Annotated in this window: 18 protein-coding genes; all 18 read left to right on the top strand. The window is 44.8% G+C overall.

All coding sequences use genetic code 11. The annotated features are described in order from the left end of the window. The first annotated feature begins 49 nt into the window (after positions 1-49). The 18 genes from AB1L08_RS01280 (at position 50) to AB1L08_RS01195 (ending at position 18,730) form a co-directional block, all read left to right on the top strand. On the top strand, positions 50-1,963 hold the full coding sequence (locus tag AB1L08_RS01280) for a stage V sporulation protein D (protein WP_413062853.1): 1,914 nt from the start codon (positions 50-52) through the stop codon (positions 1,961-1,963). A 725-nt stretch (positions 1,964-2,688) separates the two neighbouring features. Then, on the top strand, positions 2,689-4,146 hold the full coding sequence (locus AB1L08_RS01275; protein ID WP_413062852.1) for a UDP-N-acetylmuramoyl-L-alanyl-D-glutamate--2,6-diaminopimelate ligase: 1,458 nt from the start codon (positions 2,689-2,691) through the stop codon (positions 4,144-4,146). 2 nt (positions 4,147-4,148) lie between these two features. Continuing rightward, on the top strand, positions 4,149-4,394 hold the full coding sequence (locus AB1L08_RS01270; protein WP_413062851.1) for a hypothetical protein: 246 nt from the start codon (positions 4,149-4,151) through the stop codon (positions 4,392-4,394). Beyond that, on the top strand, positions 4,391-5,365 hold the full coding sequence (gene mraY / locus AB1L08_RS01265; protein ID WP_413062850.1) for a phospho-N-acetylmuramoyl-pentapeptide-transferase: 975 nt from the start codon (positions 4,391-4,393) through the stop codon (positions 5,363-5,365). Before AB1L08_RS01270 ends, mraY begins: the two co-directional genes overlap by 4 nt. A gap of 1 nt (position 5,366) precedes the next feature. Beyond that, positions 5,367-6,728 carry a UDP-N-acetylmuramoyl-L-alanine--D-glutamate ligase gene (gene murD, locus AB1L08_RS01260; RefSeq protein ID WP_413062849.1) on the top strand — a complete coding sequence of 454 codons (1,362 nt, stop codon included), beginning with the start codon at positions 5,367-5,369 and terminating at the stop codon, positions 6,726-6,728. Between the two features lie 71 nt (positions 6,729-6,799). Next, complete coding sequence (spoVE, locus tag AB1L08_RS01255) at positions 6,800-7,900, top strand: stage V sporulation protein E (protein WP_413062848.1); 1,101 nt, start codon at positions 6,800-6,802, stop codon at positions 7,898-7,900. A 176-nt stretch (positions 7,901-8,076) separates the two neighbouring features. Next, a complete protein-coding gene (murG, locus tag AB1L08_RS01250; protein WP_413062847.1) occupies positions 8,077-9,177 on the top strand; it encodes an undecaprenyldiphospho-muramoylpentapeptide beta-N-acetylglucosaminyltransferase in 1,101 nt (366 codons plus the stop codon). A 21-nt stretch (positions 9,178-9,198) separates the two neighbouring features. Continuing rightward, positions 9,199-10,107, top strand: a complete 909-nt coding sequence (gene murB, locus AB1L08_RS01245; RefSeq protein WP_413062846.1) for a UDP-N-acetylmuramate dehydrogenase — start codon at positions 9,199-9,201, stop codon at positions 10,105-10,107. Between the two features lie 88 nt (positions 10,108-10,195). Further along, entirely contained in the window at positions 10,196-10,972 is a 777-nt protein-coding gene (locus AB1L08_RS01240; RefSeq protein WP_413062845.1) for a cell division protein FtsQ/DivIB, read from the top strand. A 530-nt stretch (positions 10,973-11,502) separates the two neighbouring features. Continuing rightward, on the top strand, positions 11,503-12,792 hold the full coding sequence (ftsA, locus tag AB1L08_RS01235) for a cell division protein FtsA (RefSeq protein ID WP_413062844.1): 1,290 nt from the start codon (positions 11,503-11,505) through the stop codon (positions 12,790-12,792). A gap of 38 nt (positions 12,793-12,830) precedes the next feature. Next, on the top strand, positions 12,831-13,964 hold the full coding sequence (ftsZ, locus tag AB1L08_RS01230) for a cell division protein FtsZ (protein WP_413062843.1): 1,134 nt from the start codon (positions 12,831-12,833) through the stop codon (positions 13,962-13,964). A gap of 201 nt (positions 13,965-14,165) precedes the next feature. After that, complete coding sequence (gene spoIIGA / locus AB1L08_RS01225) at positions 14,166-15,092, top strand: sigma-E processing peptidase SpoIIGA (RefSeq protein ID WP_413062842.1); 927 nt, start codon at positions 14,166-14,168, stop codon at positions 15,090-15,092. 36 nt (positions 15,093-15,128) lie between these two features. Continuing rightward, entirely contained in the window at positions 15,129-15,848 is a 720-nt protein-coding gene (gene sigE, locus AB1L08_RS01220) for an RNA polymerase sporulation sigma factor SigE (protein WP_413062841.1), read from the top strand. A 196-nt stretch (positions 15,849-16,044) separates the two neighbouring features. Next, the gene (sigG, locus tag AB1L08_RS01215; protein ID WP_413062840.1) at positions 16,045-16,827 is read left to right on the top strand and encodes an RNA polymerase sporulation sigma factor SigG; all 783 of its coding nucleotides are present in this window, start codon (positions 16,045-16,047) and stop codon (positions 16,825-16,827) included. Between the two features lie 113 nt (positions 16,828-16,940). Further along, complete coding sequence (locus tag AB1L08_RS01210; RefSeq protein WP_413062839.1) at positions 16,941-17,216, top strand: YlmC/YmxH family sporulation protein; 276 nt, start codon at positions 16,941-16,943, stop codon at positions 17,214-17,216. A 94-nt stretch (positions 17,217-17,310) separates the two neighbouring features. Beyond that, positions 17,311-17,982 carry a YggS family pyridoxal phosphate-dependent enzyme gene (locus AB1L08_RS01205; RefSeq protein WP_413062838.1) on the top strand — a complete coding sequence of 224 codons (672 nt, stop codon included), beginning with the start codon at positions 17,311-17,313 and terminating at the stop codon, positions 17,980-17,982. An 18-nt stretch (positions 17,983-18,000) separates the two neighbouring features. Then, complete coding sequence (locus AB1L08_RS01200; RefSeq protein ID WP_413062837.1) at positions 18,001-18,453, top strand: cell division protein SepF; 453 nt, start codon at positions 18,001-18,003, stop codon at positions 18,451-18,453. A 4-nt stretch (positions 18,454-18,457) separates the two neighbouring features. Then, positions 18,458-18,730 carry a YggT family protein gene (locus tag AB1L08_RS01195; RefSeq protein ID WP_413062836.1) on the top strand — a complete coding sequence of 91 codons (273 nt, stop codon included), beginning with the start codon at positions 18,458-18,460 and terminating at the stop codon, positions 18,728-18,730. Positions 18,731-18,740: the final 10 nt, after the last annotated feature.

The following is an 18,740-nucleotide window of genomic DNA, read 5'->3' as shown; positions in this document are numbered from 1 at the left end:
GACAAGGCATATGTTGTAAAGGAGCCGAATAAAGAGGGGGTTCATTTTTATGAAGCGCGTTTCCGCTGTAACCGTAAGGAAAAGGTTATCTTTTTTTCTCCTTATGGGATTCATTGTTTTTTTGATCATTGACATCAGGCTGGGATATGTTCAATTTGCACTGGGGAATACATTGACAGACAAGGCCCGCGATTCGTGGAGCCGAAATATTCCTTTTGAACCGGAAAGGGGCTTGATCCTGGATCGGAACAACATAGCCATTGCCGAAAATAAAAGCGCCCCCACAGTATATATTGTTCCAAGGCAAATCGAAGATCCGGCCCGTTCGGCAAAAATGCTGGCCGAAGTGCTTGAGGTACCGGCGGATAAAGTCTATAAGCGCATGACGGCCAATTCTTCCATAGAACGATTGCCGGAAGGGAGAAAAATTTCGTATGAGAAGGCGCGGGACGTCAGAGCCCTGGATTTAAAAGGTGTGTATATAGCAGAGGATTCCAAGCGCCATTATCCATTTGGCCGGTATTTATCGCATGTGCTCGGTTTTACGGGGATCGATAATCAGGGGCTGATGGGTCTGGAATTGTATTATGATAAAGAATTGCAGGGAAAAAAGGGGTCTGTGCAATTTTTCTCCGATGCGAAAGGCAGAAGAATGCCTGACATGTCGGATGATTTTGACCCGCCGGTTGATGGCTTTAATCTTCGTTTGACGATAGACACAAAAATACAGACGATCATGGAGCGGGAGTTGGATAACGCCGAAGTACAGTTTAAGCCGGATGGCATAGTAGCAATCGCGATGGATCCAAGCAATGGAGAAATTCTTGCCATGTCCAGCAGGCCCACTTTTAATCCGTCTGAATACCGGGATGTTCCGCAGGAAATTTATAACCGGAATTTGCCGATCTGGAGTACGTATGAACCAGGTTCGACGTTCAAAATCATTACACTTGCAGCCGCTTTGGAAGAAGGAAAGGTTGATTTGGAACATGGGCACTTTTTTGATCCGGGTTCCGTCAAAGTGGGCGGGGCGCATTTAAGATGTTGGAAAAAAGGGGGGCACGGGAGCCAGACGTTTTTGGAAGTCGTTCAAAATTCCTGTAACCCCGGTTTTGTGGAGCTTGGGGACAGGCTCGGAAAAGAAAAATTGTTCAAGTATATTAGAAATTTTGGATTTGGAGCAAAAACGGGGATCGATTTGGCCGGTGAAGGAACTGGAATTCTGTTTAATATGGATCAAGTGGGGCCTGTTGAGCAAGCAACGACCGCTTTTGGACAGGGCGTGTCGGTCACGCCCATTCAGCAAGTGGCCGCTGTGGCTGCGGCAGTCAATGGGGGAACCCTTTATCAGCCTTATATCGCAAAAGAATTGATCGATCCGGCAACAAATGAAGTGGTCATGAGAAAGAGCCCAGTTGCCAAACGGCGTGTCATTTCCGAAAATACTTCCAAGCAAATCCGCCATGCCCTGGAAAGTGTTGTTGCCCAAGGTACGGGTAGAAATGCTTTTATAGATTCATATCGGGTTGGCGGAAAAACGGGAACCGCCCAAAAAGCAAAAGATGGACGTTATCTTGAAAACAACCATATCGTTTCTTTTATCGGGTTTGCCCCGGCGGATGACCCGCAAATCGTCATTTACCTTGCTGTCGATAATCCAAAGGGAACGATTCAATTTGGGGGGACGGTCGCTGCTCCGATCGTAGGACGAATCATGGAAGATTCATTGCGGGCACTTGACATAAAGCCCCGAAAAAAGCAGATTGAGAAGAAAACAAATTGGCTTGATCCGAAAATGGTCACTGTTCCCGATTTAAAGGGAATGACGAGAAAAGAACTATTGCAGCAAATGCTTGACCTGAAGCTTGAGGTGAGCGGGGATGGGACGAGAGTCATCCAGCAGGCGCCCGACCCGGGCGTTAAGGTGGAGGAAGGATCTGTAGTCAGAATTTACATGAAGTAATCATATTAAGCCGAACTGTCTGCCCTCTCCTTTGGGGCAGATTTTTGCTTATATACAATGAATTTAAGAGTTTAACACGAAATCATTTTGGACGATCGGCATTCATTATTCATTGGCCTGGCGAGCCAATGCCATGCCTGTTTAGATGGCATTTCACCGACAACCGTAAAAGGAGCGGCTCACCAATGCCCGCGCTGACATTATTTCACCGAAACGGTGAAAGGACCAGGCCCCCAATGCCCGTTCAGGCGCTATTTCGCCGAAAACGGTCAAAGGAACGGATCCCTTACCGCTCTTTCCGCGTATAAAATAATAGTCAAAGTGGACGGGAGATCAATGACTGGACGAAATGGCTTTTTTGTCAGATGTTAACGTTACATTCAAAAGTTCATTTTATATAATAAAAAAATATTTCATGAAAAGAAACAAGTTCCGTGCAAAAATAGTAAAATTTGTAAGCGGCTTGAAGGATTTTTCTGTTGCGAAAACATGCAACTGTAGATAATATAATGGATGGCAGATGGATTACGACAAAAAAAGTACCACTCCTTTACATATTTGTAATAAGGAATGCATGTTCCTGTATATTCATATAATAGTATATTATCATACAGGATTATGGTAAAATGATGCCAATATTGCAAAGTCATTAACGAAGCATAAAAAATGCGGACCCATGCTTTGAAAAGGGCCGTGATGTTTCATTTATAGAAAGGATCGGAATCATGAAATTACATAGTCTTTTAAAGGCATTGCCGTTAACAAAAGCCCCGCGGGAAAACCCCGATATAAAAAGCATTACAAACGACACCCGAAATGTTGGGCCAGGTGCGTTATTTATTTGCATAAAAGGACATCAAACGGATGGCCATCATTTTGCAAAAGAGGCTGTGGAGAAGGGCGCTGTTGCCGTTTTGGCGGAAAAGGCAATGGCTGTGGAAAGGCCGGTTATCATAGTCCCCGATACGAAACGGGCGATGGCTGTTTTGGCTGATGAGTTTTATGGACACCCGACGCAAAGTTTGCATGTAGTCGGAATTACCGGTACAAATGGAAAAACGACAACCAGTATAATGATCGAAAACATTTTTAGGGACGCCGGGAAAAAAACCGGCCTGATCGGAACGATCCATATAAAAATAGGGGATAGAATGATTGAAACAAAAAACACGACCCCCGACAATATTGCACTGCAGCAAACGTTTGCCGATATGGTTGAAGAGGGAGTCCATGCAGCCGCAATGGAAGTGTCTTCCCATGCCCTTGTCCAGGGAAGGGTCATGGGCTGCGACTTTGATGTGGCTGTTTTTACAAACTTGTCACAGGACCACCTGGACTACCACAAAACGATGGAAGAATATAAAAGGGCGAAAGGTCTTTTGTTTTCCCGCTTGGGCAATATTTACGACCGTAACAAACCAAAGTTTGCCGTGATCAACAGCGATGATCCGGCAGGAACATACTTTGCCAAAGAAACTTCAGCCCATGTCATAACATACGGGATCGACCAGCCGGCCGATTTTTCGGCAGAAAGCATACAAATGGGAGCCGACGGGACCTCGTTCATTCTTGCTGCCCCTGATGGGAAACGGCAATTGAAAATGAAATTAATGGGTAAATTCAGTGTATATAATGCCCTGGCTGCCATAACGGCTGCCTATGTCTCGAGTGTTCCGCTTGATTCGGCGATTCATTCCATCGAACAAATGGATGGCGTTCCCGGCCGTTTTGAGGCAGTAAACGGGGGACAGGATTTTTCTGTCATTGTCGATTATGCCCATACGCCTGACAGCTTGGAAAATGTGCTGAAAACCATCCGGCAGTTTGCCAAAAGCCGGATTTTTACAGTCGTCGGATGCGGCGGGGACAGAGACCGGACGAAGCGGCCCCTCATGGCAAAAGTGGCGTGTACCTACTCGTCAAACCCTATCTTCACATCGGATAATCCGCGCACGGAAGATCCGATGGCCATTTTGGCGGATATGGAGAGTGGCGTAAAGGGCCAACATTACAAAGTAATCCCGGACCGCAAAGAAGCCATCCGCGCAGCCATCAGGGAAGCGGGAGAAGGGGATGTTGTGTTAATTGCCGGAAAGGGACATGAAACATACCAAATCATCGGTGAGAAAGTGATTGACTTTGATGATCGCCTTGAAGCAATGAAAGCTATTGAGGAGCTATGATCATGTCCGAATATCATGATGTTTTAACGATCCTTCCCGTGAACCGGGGTATGCTTTTTGCGGTTAAACCGGCAGCGGCCATTGTCCACATAGTTGGTAAATATCCGCATAAATTAAGTATTGGAAAAAAAAGAGGAAAAACAGAATTGATTATGCCAAAAATAAACAATGAATTATATAGAGATCCATGTAAACAAATTTGTCATTTGCTCCAAAATAGCAGCAACGTTGAGGGGGATCTGCGATGATGGAACGTATCATTCTTTTTACGATCGTGATGGCTTTTTTGGTCACTGTTTTATTATCCCCCCTTTTTATCCCTTTTTTAAGAAAATTAAAGTTTGGCCAAAGTATCAGGGATGAAGGCCCGAAATCACATCAAAAGAAAAAAGGGACACCGACAATGGGCGGCATCATTATTTTGCTGTCGATCATCGTGACAACCCTGACCATGACGGGAAAATATTCACAGCCCGGGCTGGATACATATTTGCTGCTGCTTGTTACTTTCGGTTACGGCCTGCTCGGCTTTCTTGATGATTTTATCAAAATCGCCTTAAAGCGAAATCTTGGCCTGACGTCGAAACAAAAATTATTGGGCCAAATTGTGATCGCGCTTATTTTTTATTTTGTATTAAAGCAATTCGGATTTGCTGCGGCAGTGGCGATCCCGTTCACAAATATGGAAGTAGACTTGGGCCCTTTTTATGCGCTTTTTCTTGTGTTTTGGCTTGTCGGTTTTTCGAATGCAGTCAATTTGACCGATGGACTGGACGGCCTTGTGTCCGGAACGGCAGCCATTGCATTTGGGGCTTTCGCCATTCTTGCCTGGAACCAATCCCAATTTGACATTGCCGTGTTCAGTGTGGCTGTCGTCGGTGCCCTGCTGGGCTTTCTCGTTTTCAACGCCCATCCCGCCAAAGTCTTTATGGGAGACACGGGATCTCTCGCACTCGGAGGGGCCATTGCTGCGATTGCAGTGCTGACGAAAATGGAACTGATGCTTCTTTTGATCGGGGGCGTTTTTGTCATTGAAACACTTTCGGTTATTATTCAGGTAATCTCCTTTAAGCTGACGGGGAAAAGAATTTTTAAAATGAGTCCGCTTCATCATCATTATGAGCTGTCCGGCTGGTCGGAGTGGCGGGTCGTGGTAACATTTTGGGCGGTCGCATTGCTTTTTGCCATCTTGGGAATCTACATAGAGGTGTGGGTCTAAATTGAAAAACATCGATTTATATCGCCATAAAAAAATACTTGTGCTCGGCCTGGCAAAAAGCGGGGTTGCCGCTGCATCCCTTTTGCATGAACTCGGTGCTTTTGTCACGGTCAATGACAAAAAGCCCTTTGAGGAAAACCCGGCGGCCCAGGGCTTGCTGGAAAAAGGAATAAAGGTGATTTGTGGGAGCCATCCTCCCGAGCTGCTTGACGACGGCTTTGAACTGATCGTAAAGAACCCCGGAATTCCATATACGAATCCTCTCGTCAGGAAGGCCATTGATAAAAATATACCGATCATCACGGAAGTGGAGCTGGCTTACCAAATATCTGAAGCGGATATTATCGGAATAACCGGGACAAACGGGAAAACGACGACGACAACCCTGATCTTTGAAATGTTAAAAGCAGCAAATAAAAGTCCGCTTATCGCCGGAAATATTGGTACGGTGGCTTCGGAAGTGGCCATGAAAGCATCTGCCGGCAATACGATTGTCATGGAGCTGTCCTCCTTTCAATTAATGGGAATCCGAACATTCAAGCCCCGGATTGCCATCATTACGAACATCTATGAAGCCCACCTTGATTATCATTTAACGATGGATGAATACAGCCGGGCGAAAACGAATATTGCACTGAATCAATCGGAAGGTGACCATTTGATCGTCAATGGTGACCAGGAACATTTGCTGGAGCTGGTGAAGGATTCAAGGGCAAATAAAATCCCCTTCTCAACAAAGCGTGCTCTTGGGGAAGGGATTTCCATCCAAAATGGCAAAATTGTTTTTTTCGAAGAAGAAATTATATCACTTGATGAAATCATTTTGCCCGGAAAACATAATCTGGAAAACATTCTTTCGGCAGTTGCGGCAGTAAAACTGATGGGTGTTGAAAATGAAGCCATTGCCCGTGTTCTTGGCAGCTTTAAAGGGGTGGAGCATAGGACACAGCTTGTCGCGGAAATAAACGGACGGACATTTTACAACGATTCAAAGGCGACAAACATATTGGCGACGAAAAGTGCATTGGAAGCTTTTGAAAGGCCGGTTATTTTACTCGCAGGGGGACTGGACAGGGGCAACAGCTTTGATGAACTTGTCCCTTATTTGAGGGGAGTGAAGGCTTTAATTGTTTTTGGACAAACAGCGGACAAATTGGCCCAAGCGGGAAAAGAAGCGGGAATACGATCCATCCATCATGTCGATAATGTGGAGGAAGCTGTTCCGGTTTCATACAACATGTCCGAACCGGGAGATGTTGTCTTATTGTCGCCCGCCTGTGCGAGCTGGGATCAATATAAGACATTTGAGGTTCGTGGTCATATTTTCGCAGAGGCCGTGCATAAACTGAAAGAGAGCCTATAACGGGTACTTGCAGCGCATACTCCCGTAATGAAGGAGCAGGCTCAATAAAAAGGAGACAGAGGTGCTGTCCGTTGCCTTTTAAGAAATCCACTCCTGATTTTATTTTAATGATTGTTACCTTTACATTGCTGGCTTTGGGTTTAATCATGGTGTACAGTGCCAGCGCGGTTTGGGCAAATTATAAATTCAACGATTCTTTTTTCTTTGCCAAAAGGCAGCTGCTATTTGCCGGACTTGGTTTTGCGGCCATGTTCCTCATGATGAATATTGATTATTGGTCATGGAGAAAATGGGCCAAGCCCATATTGCTCATCTGTTTTCTCTTGCTGCTGGTCGTTTTGATTCCGGGAGTCGGCATGGAGAGAAACGGGTCCCGAAGCTGGATTGGGGTCGGGGCTTTTTCCATCCAGCCGTCCGAATTTATCAAGATTGCCCTCATCTCCTTTTTGGCCAAATTTCTTTCGGAAAATCAAAGGCATATTACAACGGTCAAAAAAGGCCTTTTGCCCTCCCTGGCGCTTGTCTTCTTTGCATTTGGGCTCATTATGCTCCAGCCTGACCTCGGAACGGGAACAGTCATGGCGGGAACGTGCGTTGTGATGTTATTCATCGCGGGTGCAAGAATTTCCCATTTTGTTTTTCTCGGTTTGATGGGGCTTGCCGGCTTTGTCGCCTTAATCATGTCCGCCCCTTACAGAATGGCAAGAATTACTTCATTCCTGGATCCGTGGCAGGATCCCCTGAACAGCGGGTTTCAAATTATCCAGTCGCTGTATGCAATCGGTCCGGGCGGATTGTTCGGATTGGGCCTTGGACAAAGCAGGCAAAAATTTTTTTACTTGCCGGAGCCGCAAACGGATTTCATTTTTGCCGTTTTGTCGGAGGAGCTTGGCTTTATCGGCGGAAGCTTTGTCATCTTGTTATTCGCCCTGTTACTATGGCGGGGAATTAAAATTGCCCTTGGCGCACCGGACTTGTACGGCAGTTTTCTTGCCGTGGGCATCATCTCCATGATTGCCATCCAGGTCATGATCAACATTGGCGTTGTCACGGGGTTGATGCCGGTAACGGGCATCACCTTGCCTTTTCTGAGTTACGGCGGATCTTCACTCACAATCATGCTGATGGCTGTTGGCGTATTGCTCAATATTAGCCGGTATGCACGTATTTGAGAGAAACTCCAAATCGCGGGTTTCTTTTTTTGTTAAATCTGTTCTCCAAATGTTTCTTCTTTTTACATTTAGGCAACAATCTTTATGTTTTACATTTTTCTCTTATAAAATATAGTAAAATAAGATTATGAAAGAGTTTAATGAATATGATGAACACACTGACTTGAGGTGACACGATGAAAATTGTTGTCAGCGGAGGGGGCACCGGAGGCCATGTATATCCGGCACTGGCCCTGATCCGAACGATCAAAGAAAAGCATCCCGATACGAAATTTTTATATATCGGAACGGAAAAAGGGCTGGAGGCCAATATTGTACAAAGAGAAAACATTCCGTTTGAAAAAATACATATTACCGGATTTAAGCGTTCACTCTCGCTCGAAAATATAAAAACAGTCCTGCGCTTTTTTAAAGGGGTAAGGGAATGTAAAAAAAAGCTGAAACAATTTCAGCCGGATGTTGTCATTGGGACGGGAGGCTATGTTTCCGCCCCGGTCGTGTTTGCAGCGGCAAAATTAAAAATCCCCGCTGTCATTCACGAACAAAATAGTGTTCCGGGATTAACAAACAAGTTTTTGAGCCGCTATGTCCAACGGGTTGCCATCTGTTTCGAGTCTTCAAAGGAGTTTTTTCCGGGAGAAAAAGTCATCCTCACAGGGAATCCCCGGGCTTCCGAAGTCATTGGGAAAAAAGGAAAAGGGAGATTGGATCAGTTTGGTTTAAAGGAAAATGCACCGACAGCATTGATATTTGGAGGAAGCAGAGGGGCAAGACCCATTAATGAAGCGGTGATCAAATCATTGGGGCAGTTTGCCAATAAACCTTACCAAATCCTGTATATAACCGGTGAAGCTCATTATCGTGATGTTGAGGAAGAAGTCTCTCTCATCGGATCCTCTCCCAATGTGGCGATTGTCCCGTTTATTCATAATATGGAAGAGGTGCTGGCTGATATAGAGGTTGTCGTCGGCAGGGCAGGGGCCACGTCCCTTGCCGAAATTACCGCACTCGGCCTTCCTTCCATATTAATCCCGAGCCCATATGTCACGAATAATCATCAGGAAAAAAATGCATCGGTTTTAACGGCAGCCGGAGCGGCGATTATGATTCCTGAAAAAGAATTAACAAGCCAAAGGCTCGTTGCCGCGATAGACGAAATTTTACTCGATAAGGACAAATTAAATTCCATGTCTGAAGCATCAAAAAACCTTGGAATGCCGGATGCGTCCAAGCGTTTATATGATGTGCTTTTAAGTGTTGTAAATAATTGCCGTTAACTTGTAAGGGGGTTTTATGCAATGAATGTACTGGAAGAACTTCATGCCAGTAAAGTTGGCAAGATAAAGGAAAATGAGCCGCTCGCCAATCATACGACGATTAAAGTGGGCGGGCCTGCAGATATATTTGTTGAACCGGATTCAATCGATCATTTGCTCAAGACGATGGAAATCGTCACAAAACATAAAATGCCATGGCGGGTCATAGGCCGCGGGTCAAATCTGCTCGTATCCGACGGGGGAATAGAAGGGGTGGTCATCAAGCTTGGAAAAGGGCTGGACCATCTTGAGGTAAATGGCACAGAAGTAAGAGCCGGTGCCGGCTATTCATTTATCGTTTTGGCCAACGCCATGGCCAGAAGAGGTTTGAGCGGGCTTGAATTTGCCGGCGGAATCCCCGGCTCCGTCGGGGGAGCGGTCTATATGAATGCAGGAGCGCATGGCTCCGATGTTTCAAACATTTTGCAAAAGGCGCGGATCCTTTTTCCGGACGGAACAGTAGAGTGGCTTTCCAATAAAGAAATGGAATATTCATACAGGACCTCCGTTTTACAGAAAAAACGGCCGGGCATCGTGCTTGAAGCCATTTTTGAGCTGCGTGAGGGTGATCGGGAATCCATCGCTGCGGAAATGAAAAAACATAAAAATTATCGCCGGGAAACACAACCCGTAAAACCGTGCTGCGGGAGCGTATTTCGCAATCCTTTGCCCAATCATGCCGGTAAATTGATACAGGATGCAAATTTAAAAGGTTTCCAGATTGGAGGAGCCCAAATATCCGAACTTCACGGAAACTTTATTATCAATACAGGAACGGCCAACGCCAAAGACGTAATCCGGTTAATTGACCACATTAAACAAACCATTTTTGAACGATCTGGAATTCGCATGCATACAGAGGTTGAAATCGTGCAAGGGAGAACGGATTGAGCAGGGAAAGGATGGGATTTTTTCATGTTTGCGCAGCGGATCAGCATCCTTCATCACCAAAAAATGATCATTGCGGGGAGTAAGGAACATGGATAAAGGAAAGGTTTTATCTTTGGAAGACCGCATTCCAAAAATAAAAGAGCATCGGAAGAGAAAGGCAAACCGACGGCTCATTTTCCTCCTATCCCTGTTCTTCCTTTTAATTGTTTGCGTCATTTATTTTCAATCCCCTCTTAGCCATATTCAACAGATTAAAGTACACGGAAATGAATCTGTCACACCTGAAGAGGCCATCAAGATGAGCAAACTGAAACGAGGCTTGAACATTTGGGAGATGGACAGAAAACAAGTCGAAAAAGACATAAAAAGCCATCCGGAAATCAAAAACGTTACTGTACGGCTCGGTTTCCCAAACACCGTCCACATTCATGTTAAAGAGTATTCGAAGATTGCCTTCGTATCAACGGGAACACAGTTTTTGCCCATATTGGAAAATGGAACGATATTGGCTGATCGTCCGAAGGATGGTATTCCAGCCAATGCACCCATTCTTGCCGGTTTTGAAGAAAATCATATTTTGGAAGAAATGGCAAAACAATTAATAGAGCTGCCGCCGGAAATTGTGAATGCCATTTCCGAAATACAATACAATCCCCAAAAAACAGATCAATACCACATTCATCTGTATATGAACGACGGATTTGAAGTAAGTGCCACGATACTGACTTTTGCAGATAAAATGATTCATTACCCTTCCTTTGTCAGTGAACTGGATCCCCGAAAGAAAGGCGTTATTGATCTGGAGGTCGGATCATTTTTTAAGGCATACGAATCAGGCGGAAAACAGGATGGCGAGGGGGAGTAAACCATATTTGTTCACGCGGACATGCCTTGCTTTTTCGTTGCAAAACGGACATCAAGCAAAGTGGTTGTTTAGGCAAAACCTTGTTTTCGGTTGAGGATTTTTTCCGCAACTTGCCGGTTTGTTGGAAAGGAAGGCCGAAGGGCCGGTAAACAGGGGCATTTTTTTTTTCGATTGGGACCGTTTCGGGAGGTTTCGAGCATATCCGGCAAAAAAAGGAAAAATTTGGAATGAGGGATATATGAAGCTAAACACAAGTTTGGCTTTTCTAGGTGTCCATCTTGGTGTAGACTTATAATAGTCATCATGTGCACAACCGTCAAATTTTATCAGGTTTTTGCCGGGTTTTGTCGCAATCTGTTACAATCATGCTGAGCTATACAAAAAACAACGAATGAAAAGTCTAATAAATTTGGTTGACAAACAGGAAATAACGTTCATTTGCCGAATAAGTAAAAGTAGTTGAAAAATGAAGGATGATTGAATGGAAAAGAAGAAAAAGAGTATGGGAGAGTTGAAGGAGGTGCCGCGGAATGAACACCAATGAATTGTATGTCAGCCTTGATATGGGAACTTCCACCATAAAAGTGATTATTGGGTCGATGGCCGCTGATTCTTTAAATATTATCGGGGTTGGCAACGCCAAGGCTGAAGGGATCAAAAAAGGTGCAATTGTTGATATAGATGAAACCGTTCATTCGATTAAGAGGGCTGTGGAACAGGCGGAGAGAATGATAGGGATGAAAATTAATAATTGTATTGTCGGCATTGCCGGAAATCATGTTTCCCTCATGCCCTGTCATGGAGTAGTCGCCGTTTCCAGCCAAAACAGGGAAATTACGAATGATGATGTTGCAAGGGTGATGGATGCTGCCCAGGTTGTATCCATTCCTCCTGAAAGGGAAATTATCAATGTCATTCCGGGGCAATTTGTCGTGGACGGATTGGAGGAAATTACGGATCCAAGAGGCATGATCGGAGTCCGCCTGGAAATGGAAGGAACGATTGTCACCGGGGCAAAGTCCATTTTACATAATACTTTACGCTGTGTGGAACGAGCCGGCCTGGAGATTACCGATATCGTTCTGCAGCCGCTTGCTGCAGCATCCATTGCCTTGTCAAAAGATGAACGCCAGATGGGAAGTGCCTTGATCGATATCGGGGGAGGTTCTACAACGGTTGCCGTATTTGCAAATGGAAGCATTGCAGGGACAAGCGTCATTCCGGTTGGCGGAGACCATATTACGAAGGATTTGTCCATCGGGTTAAGAACGGCTACTGATGATGCGGAAAAAATCAAGATTTTATACGGGCATGCATTTTATGACCATGCATCGGAAGAGGAAGTATTCAGCGTGCCAATCATAGGCAGTGATCAGCATCAACAATTTAACCAACTGGAACTTTCTGATATTATTGAAGCTAGAATGGAAGAAATATTCGAGCTTGTGCAGCAGGAATTCAAGAGGATGGGAATTGCCGATTTACCGGGAGGTTTTGTTTTAACAGGAGGCGTTTCCAATATGCCCGGGGTGGCGGAATTGGCCCAAATGGTTTTTCAAAACAGGGTCAGAATTGCCATACCGGATTACATAGGTGTCAGGGAGCCCCAATATACGACAGCCGTGGGACTCATCAATTATGCCTATCATGAAGCAAAATTACAAGGCAGAAACATCAGCGCATCTCCTGTACAATTGCCAATTGACGCAGATGACGCCCGGATCAGCGGGGGCCATCAGCCAAAAAAGAAAGATGGGAAGGATCCCGATGCAAAAATATCCACTAAAGTAAAAAAATTCTTTGGCTACTTTTTCGAATAGAGACATCCGTTGGGAATAAAAGAACAGGAGGACATGTCATGTTGGATTTCGATACAAATATTGATTCTTTGGCAACCATTAAAGTTATTGGTGTCGGCGGCGGGGGCAACAACGCTGTAAACCGTATGATAGAGCATGATGTTCAGGGCGTCGAATTTATTGCGGTCAATACGGATGCACAAGCGCTTAACTTGTCAAAAGCCGAGATCAAAATGCAAATTGGCGCCAAATTAACGAGAGGGCTCGGTGCAGGAGCCAACCCCGAAGTCGGCAAAAAGGCAGCCGAGGAAAGCAAAGAGCAGATTGAAGAAGCGTTAAAAGGGTCGGACATGGTGTTTGTTACGGCAGGAATGGGAGGAGGTACCGGAACAGGAGCTGCGCCGGTCATTGCCCAAATTGCAAAAGACCTGGGGGCGTTGACAGTCGGAATCGTCACGAGGCCATTTACTTTTGAGGGACGCAAACGCGCGACCCAGGCGAGCGGTGGAATAGATGCCATGAAGGAGTCTGTCGATACGTTAATCGTTATTCCAAACGACAGACTTTTAGAGATTGTTGATAAGAGCACTCCCATGCTGGAAGCATTTAGAGAAGCCGATAATGTTTTGCGGCAAGGCGTTCAGGGGATTTCCGAGTTGATTGCTGTTCCTGGCTTGATTAACCTCGATTTCGCCGATGTTAAAACAATTATGACGAATAAAGGGTCCGCATTAATGGGAATAGGGGTTGCAACCGGTGAAAATCGCGCGGTAGAAGCTGCCAAAAAGGCCATTTCTTCCCCGCTGCTGGAAACTTCCATTGATGGTGCCCAAGGGGTATTGATGAATATTTCCGGCGGAACAAACTTGAGCCTTTATGAGGTTCAGGAAGCGGCTGACGTTGTTGCCAGTGCCTCAGATCAGGAAGTAAACATGATTTTCGGCTCTGTCATTAATGAAAATTTAAAGGATGAAATTGTTGTGACTGTTATAGCAACGGGATTTAACGAAACGGTTGTACAGACGAAGCAAAATCCCCTGCTCAGACAAATGAGGCCGCAGCAACATACAGTGACAGGCCGCGAGCAACAGAAAAGGGAAGAGGTACAGGAACCCGCGAGGACCAATCAGCCCCCGATGGAGGATACACTGGATATCCCGACATTTTTAAGAAACAGAAATAGAAGAAGATAAGCTGTTGATAAACCAGATGATGAATCTGGTTTTTTATTTGCCCCCATTTTCCCTTCCACTGGCAATCTTCGATGTTAATTGTGAAAACTTCCCTATTTTCCCTACAGGAATTGACACATTCCATATCCGGCTTCCTTTATACTTACGATAATGAATAGAAGGACTGCCCTTTCGTTTTATCCTCTGGGGGAGGGAGGTTCATTGGTTTTTTATTTGGATATCATTTGGCTGTTAAATGTCTTGGTGGACAGCCTGCTTTTATGGATGACGGCCATTTTTTTAAAGAGGCATGTAAAAGCGTGGCGGCTCTTGCTTGGCGGCGTTGCAGGCTCTATTGTCATTCTCCTGTCTGTTACTCCTTTAGCCGAAATTTCCGGTCACCCGCTTGCAAAGTTTTGTTTATCGGTTTGCATGATTATGATCGCTTTCGGATACAAGAGATTCAAAACGTTTGTCTCATCTTTGTTGACATTTTATTTCGCCACGTTTCTCATGGGGGGAACGCTGATAGGCGTCCACTATTTTGTCTCTTTCGACATGGATCCCAAAACGGCCTATTTTCTTGAAAGCATAAAAGGATTCGGGGATCCGATTAGCTGGATGTTTGTAATTTTTGCCTTCCCGGTTGCGTGGTTTTTTTCAAAGAAAAGAGTGGATGATATGACCGTTTCGTCCGTGGAATATAGTGTATTGGCGGATGTTTCAGTCCATTTGAACGGGCTTCAATTTCATTTAAAGGGTTTAATTGACAGTGGCAATCAATTGTATGATCCCATTTCCAAATCTCCTGTCATGATTATTTCTATTCATTCGATAAAAGATGAGTTGCCTGATGAAATCATGCACCTATCCCGTGAGGGAAACCATTCACTCGAAGCTGCTTCGGAATTGCCTGATCAATGGAGAGAAAAGATGAGGCTTGTGCCCGCAAAAACGCTCGGAACGAACCATCAGCTTTTATGCGCATTTAAACCCGATTCGGTCACGATCAAAGTGGATGACGGCGAAAAGACAGCCCAAAAAGCCCTGGTTGCTTTTACAGACCAACATCTTTCCAGCGACGGCAAATTTGAATGCATTATGCATCCCCTGATCGTGGAACAGGCAATTTCCAAGTCGGCATCATAAGTGCCGAACAGCAAAATAATTCAAGGAGGACAGATTGTGAAAAAGCTTCGGTTTCGCTTAACTTATTATTGGTATAAGTTCCTCATGAAAATGGGCTGGAAGACGGACGAAATTTACTACATAGGGGGGAGTGAAGCCCTTCCTCCACCGCTTTCCAAGGAAGAGGAAGCCGTTCTTCTTGAAAAGCTTCCGAAAGGGGACAAGGCGGCAAGATCCATGCTGATTGAAAGAAACTTGAGATTGGTTGTTTATATAGCAAGAAAATTTGAAAATACCGGTATCAATATTGAAGACTTAATCAGTATCGGAACGATCGGATTGATTAAAGCCGTCAACACCTTTAATCCCGAAAAAAAAATAAAGCTGGCAACATATGCCTCGCGATGTATTGAAAATGAGATTCTCATGTACTTGCGCCGAAACAACAAAACAAGGTCCGAAGTCTCTTTTGACGAGCCTCTTAACATTGACTGGGATGGCAACGAGCTGTTGTTGTCGGATGTTTTGGGAACGGAAAATGATATCATTACAAGGGACCTTGAGGCGAATGTAGACAAAAAATTATTATTCAACGCCCTGCAAAAGTTAAACCACCGGGAAAAGCAAATTATGGAGCTCCGTTTCGGGCTGGCGGGCGGAGAGGAAAAAACCCAAAAAGATGTTGCAGAAATTCTCGGAATTTCACAATCCTATATTTCACGCCTTGAGAAAAGAATTATCAAACGGCTGCGTAAAGAATTCAATAAAATGATTTGACTGCGGACTGTGAAATGCCGCCTGATTTTAAACTGTGGGCAACCATTTTGAAAATATTGCATTGAGCCCAAAAAACAAGCCAACAGCAAAGGCTCAAATGGATTTCATGGGTGTCAGGGAAAAATGGGAATGCATATATTTTCCTCCCGGGGAGATACTTACACTGTAAGCAAACTCCTGCTAGGAGGGAAAATAGTTGAAGCGAAACAAAGTGGAAATTTGCGGTGTGGATACTTCAAAGCTCCCCGTTTTGAAAAATGAAGAAATGCGGGAACTTTTAAAGCAAATGCAACAAGGTGATGTAACAGCCAGAGAAAAATTAATCAACGGCAATCTGCGCCTCGTGTTAAGCGTCATTCAACGTTTTAACAATCGGGGAGAATATGTGGACGACTTGTTTCAAGTCGGGTGCATCGGATTGATGAAATCAATTGATAATTTTGACCTCAGTCAAAATGTCCGCTTTTCAACGTATGCCGTCCCGATGATCATTGGAGAAATCCGCCGATATTTACGGGATAACAACCCCATCCGAGTTTCCCGGTCATTGCGGGACATCGCTTATAAAGCACTCCATGTTCGTGAACGGTTAATGGCAAAAGCATCCAAGGAACCAACAGCGATGGAAATTGCCCGTGAGCTGGAAATCCCTCATGAGGAAGTAGTTTTTGCTCTTGATGCGATACAGGACCCTGTCTCGTTGTTTGAACCGATATATAACGATGGGGGAGATCCGATCTATGTCATGGATCAGTTGAGCGACGAAAGGAGCCGGGACAGCCAGTGGATTGAGGAAATCGCTTTGCATGACGGCCTGCAGCGTCTGAATGAAAGGGAAAAGATGATTATCCGCAAGCGGTTTTTTCAGGGTAAGACCCAAATGGAAGTGGCAGAGGAAATCGGCATATCCCAAGCTCAAGTTTCAAGATTGGAAAAAGCAGCCATTAAACAAATGAATAAAAACATAAATATTCAATGAGCCGGGTTTCATGTAATGAAATCCGGCTCTTCTCTTATCATGAAAGGATAAGGGTGCTGCATATACTTGGTAATAATGTCATAAAAAAAGCATGGCGGGAAGCGGGGATCATTATGATAAGAATATCGGAATTCCAATTAAAAGATGTGGTGAATGTATCAGACGGGCGCAAGCTCGGAAATATAGGCGACATCGATATCAATCTTGATACGGGCAAAATTGAATCAATCATCATCAGCCAAACAGGAAAATTACTGGGGTTTTTTAGCAAGGAAGATGAGATCATCATTCCCTGGAATCAAATTATAAAAATCGGAACGGATGTGATTCTTGTAAGACACAGCGGCATCGAGCATGAACAACAGCAGCTTGGCATGCCAAAAGATTGACATTATCGATGCCGTTCGCATGCTTTTGTGGTACACTAAAGAAAATGTCATTTTACGCTGATTAATACAACATGAAATGTAGGGGTAATGAATCGTGAAAGTAATTGAAAACCTGCAATTGATTCAACAGGAAATAGCGGAAGCATGTGCCCGGTCCAACCGGAACCCTGAAGATATCACGATTGTTGCGGTCACCAAATATGTGACAGTGGAAAGGGCGCAAGAAGCATTGGAGGCAGGCATTCGGCATTTTGGGGAAAACCGCGACGAAGGCCTGCTGAACAAATGGGACGTTTTAAAAGACAAGCCCACCTGGCATTTTATCGGAACACTCCAATCCCGGAAGGTTAAAAATATAATTGACAAGGTAAAGTATATTCACTCACTTGACCGATTATCATTGGCAAAAGAAATTAACAAAAGGGCCAGGCAGCCTGTTCAATGCTTTGTTCAAGTGAATGTTTCCGGTGAAAAGTCAAAACATGGGCTGGATCCTGAACAGGTGAAAGGGTTTGTCGAACAGCTTGCCCAATTTGAAAAAATCATCGTTGCCGGCTTCATGACGATGGCGCCTTTGACGGACGACGAGGATATGTTGCGTACCTGTTTTCGAAAATTGAAGGATTTACAAACAGAAATCCAGCATTTGGATTTGCCGCATGCGCCATGCCAAGATCTGTCGATGGGCATGTCCAACGATTTTAAAATTGCCATTGAAGAGGGGGCAACTTTCGTCCGCATCGGGTCCGCTCTTGTTGGTGAATGATGCGAAGGAGGCATGAAATTGGGTATAAAATCGAAGTTCAAAAACTTTTTTTTGCTGGAAGATGAATATGAATATGTGGAAGAAGAAAGACCGGCTGAGGAACGTGAGGAGCCGAAAAAATCCACCAATGCTTCCGTTGCTTCCGGCCGGAAGCAAAATGTGGTCAGCCTTCAAAGCGTACAGCAGTCCTCCAAGGTCATATTGATTGAGCCGAGGGTATACGCCGAAGCACAGGAAGTGGCAGACCACCTGGTTAACCGCCGTGCGGTTGTCGTTAATTTGCAGCGTATTCAACACGACCAGGCTATCAGGATCGTTGACTTTTTAAGCGGCACAGTGTACGCCATAGGTGGCGATATTCAAAGAATCGGCAACGACATCTTTCTTTGCACTCCCGACAATGTTGAAGTTTCGGGAAATATTACAGAGATGATGGACGCCGGACATTATGATGATTCGAGGTGGTCATAGCAGGATGACAATGATAATTGCTTTAATTGTACAGCTTATTCAACTATATTCCTGGGCATTAATTATATACATATTAATGTCGTGGTTCCCGAATGCCAGGGAATCCGGAATCGGGCAGATTTTAGCGCGGATTTGTGAACCGTATTTGGAGCCTTTTCGCAGAATTGTCCCGCCCCTTGGCATGATCGACATTTCGCCAATTGTTGCTTTTTTAGTCCTCCGGCTTGCGACAATGGGCTTGTGGGAAATCGCCAAATGGGTCGGCCAGATGTCTTGAGGCTCTTGCC

Origin of the sequence: Siminovitchia jepli (genome assembly GCF_047228825.1) — a bacterium.
In the GTDB taxonomy this organism is placed as follows: Bacteria; Bacillota; Bacilli; order Bacillales; family Bacillaceae_C; genus Siminovitchia.
This window is presented reverse-complemented; position numbering and strand designations above follow the sequence as displayed.

Coding starts and splice junctions, on each gene's coding strand:
- mraY (WP_413062850.1), top strand. CDS start 4,391: ATGATGGAACGTATCATTCTTTTTACGATCGTGATGGCTTTTTTGGTC.
- AB1L08_RS01275 (WP_413062852.1), top strand. CDS start 2,689: ATGAAATTACATAGTCTTTTAAAGGCATTGCCGTTAACAAAAGCCCCG.
- AB1L08_RS01280 (WP_413062853.1), top strand. CDS start 50: ATGAAGCGCGTTTCCGCTGTAACCGTAAGGAAAAGGTTATCTTTTTTT.
- AB1L08_RS01240 (WP_413062845.1), top strand. CDS start 10,196: ATGGATAAAGGAAAGGTTTTATCTTTGGAAGACCGCATTCCAAAAATA.
- ftsZ (WP_413062843.1), top strand. CDS start 12,831: ATGTTGGATTTCGATACAAATATTGATTCTTTGGCAACCATTAAAGTT.
- AB1L08_RS01270 (WP_413062851.1), top strand. CDS start 4,149: ATGTCCGAATATCATGATGTTTTAACGATCCTTCCCGTGAACCGGGGT.
- AB1L08_RS01195 (WP_413062836.1), top strand. CDS start 18,458: ATGACAATGATAATTGCTTTAATTGTACAGCTTATTCAACTATATTCC.
- ftsA (WP_413062844.1), top strand. CDS start 11,503: ATGAACACCAATGAATTGTATGTCAGCCTTGATATGGGAACTTCCACC.
- AB1L08_RS01210 (WP_413062839.1), top strand. CDS start 16,941: ATGATAAGAATATCGGAATTCCAATTAAAAGATGTGGTGAATGTATCA.
- murB (WP_413062846.1), top strand. CDS start 9,199: ATGAATGTACTGGAAGAACTTCATGCCAGTAAAGTTGGCAAGATAAAG.
- murG (WP_413062847.1), top strand. CDS start 8,077: ATGAAAATTGTTGTCAGCGGAGGGGGCACCGGAGGCCATGTATATCCG.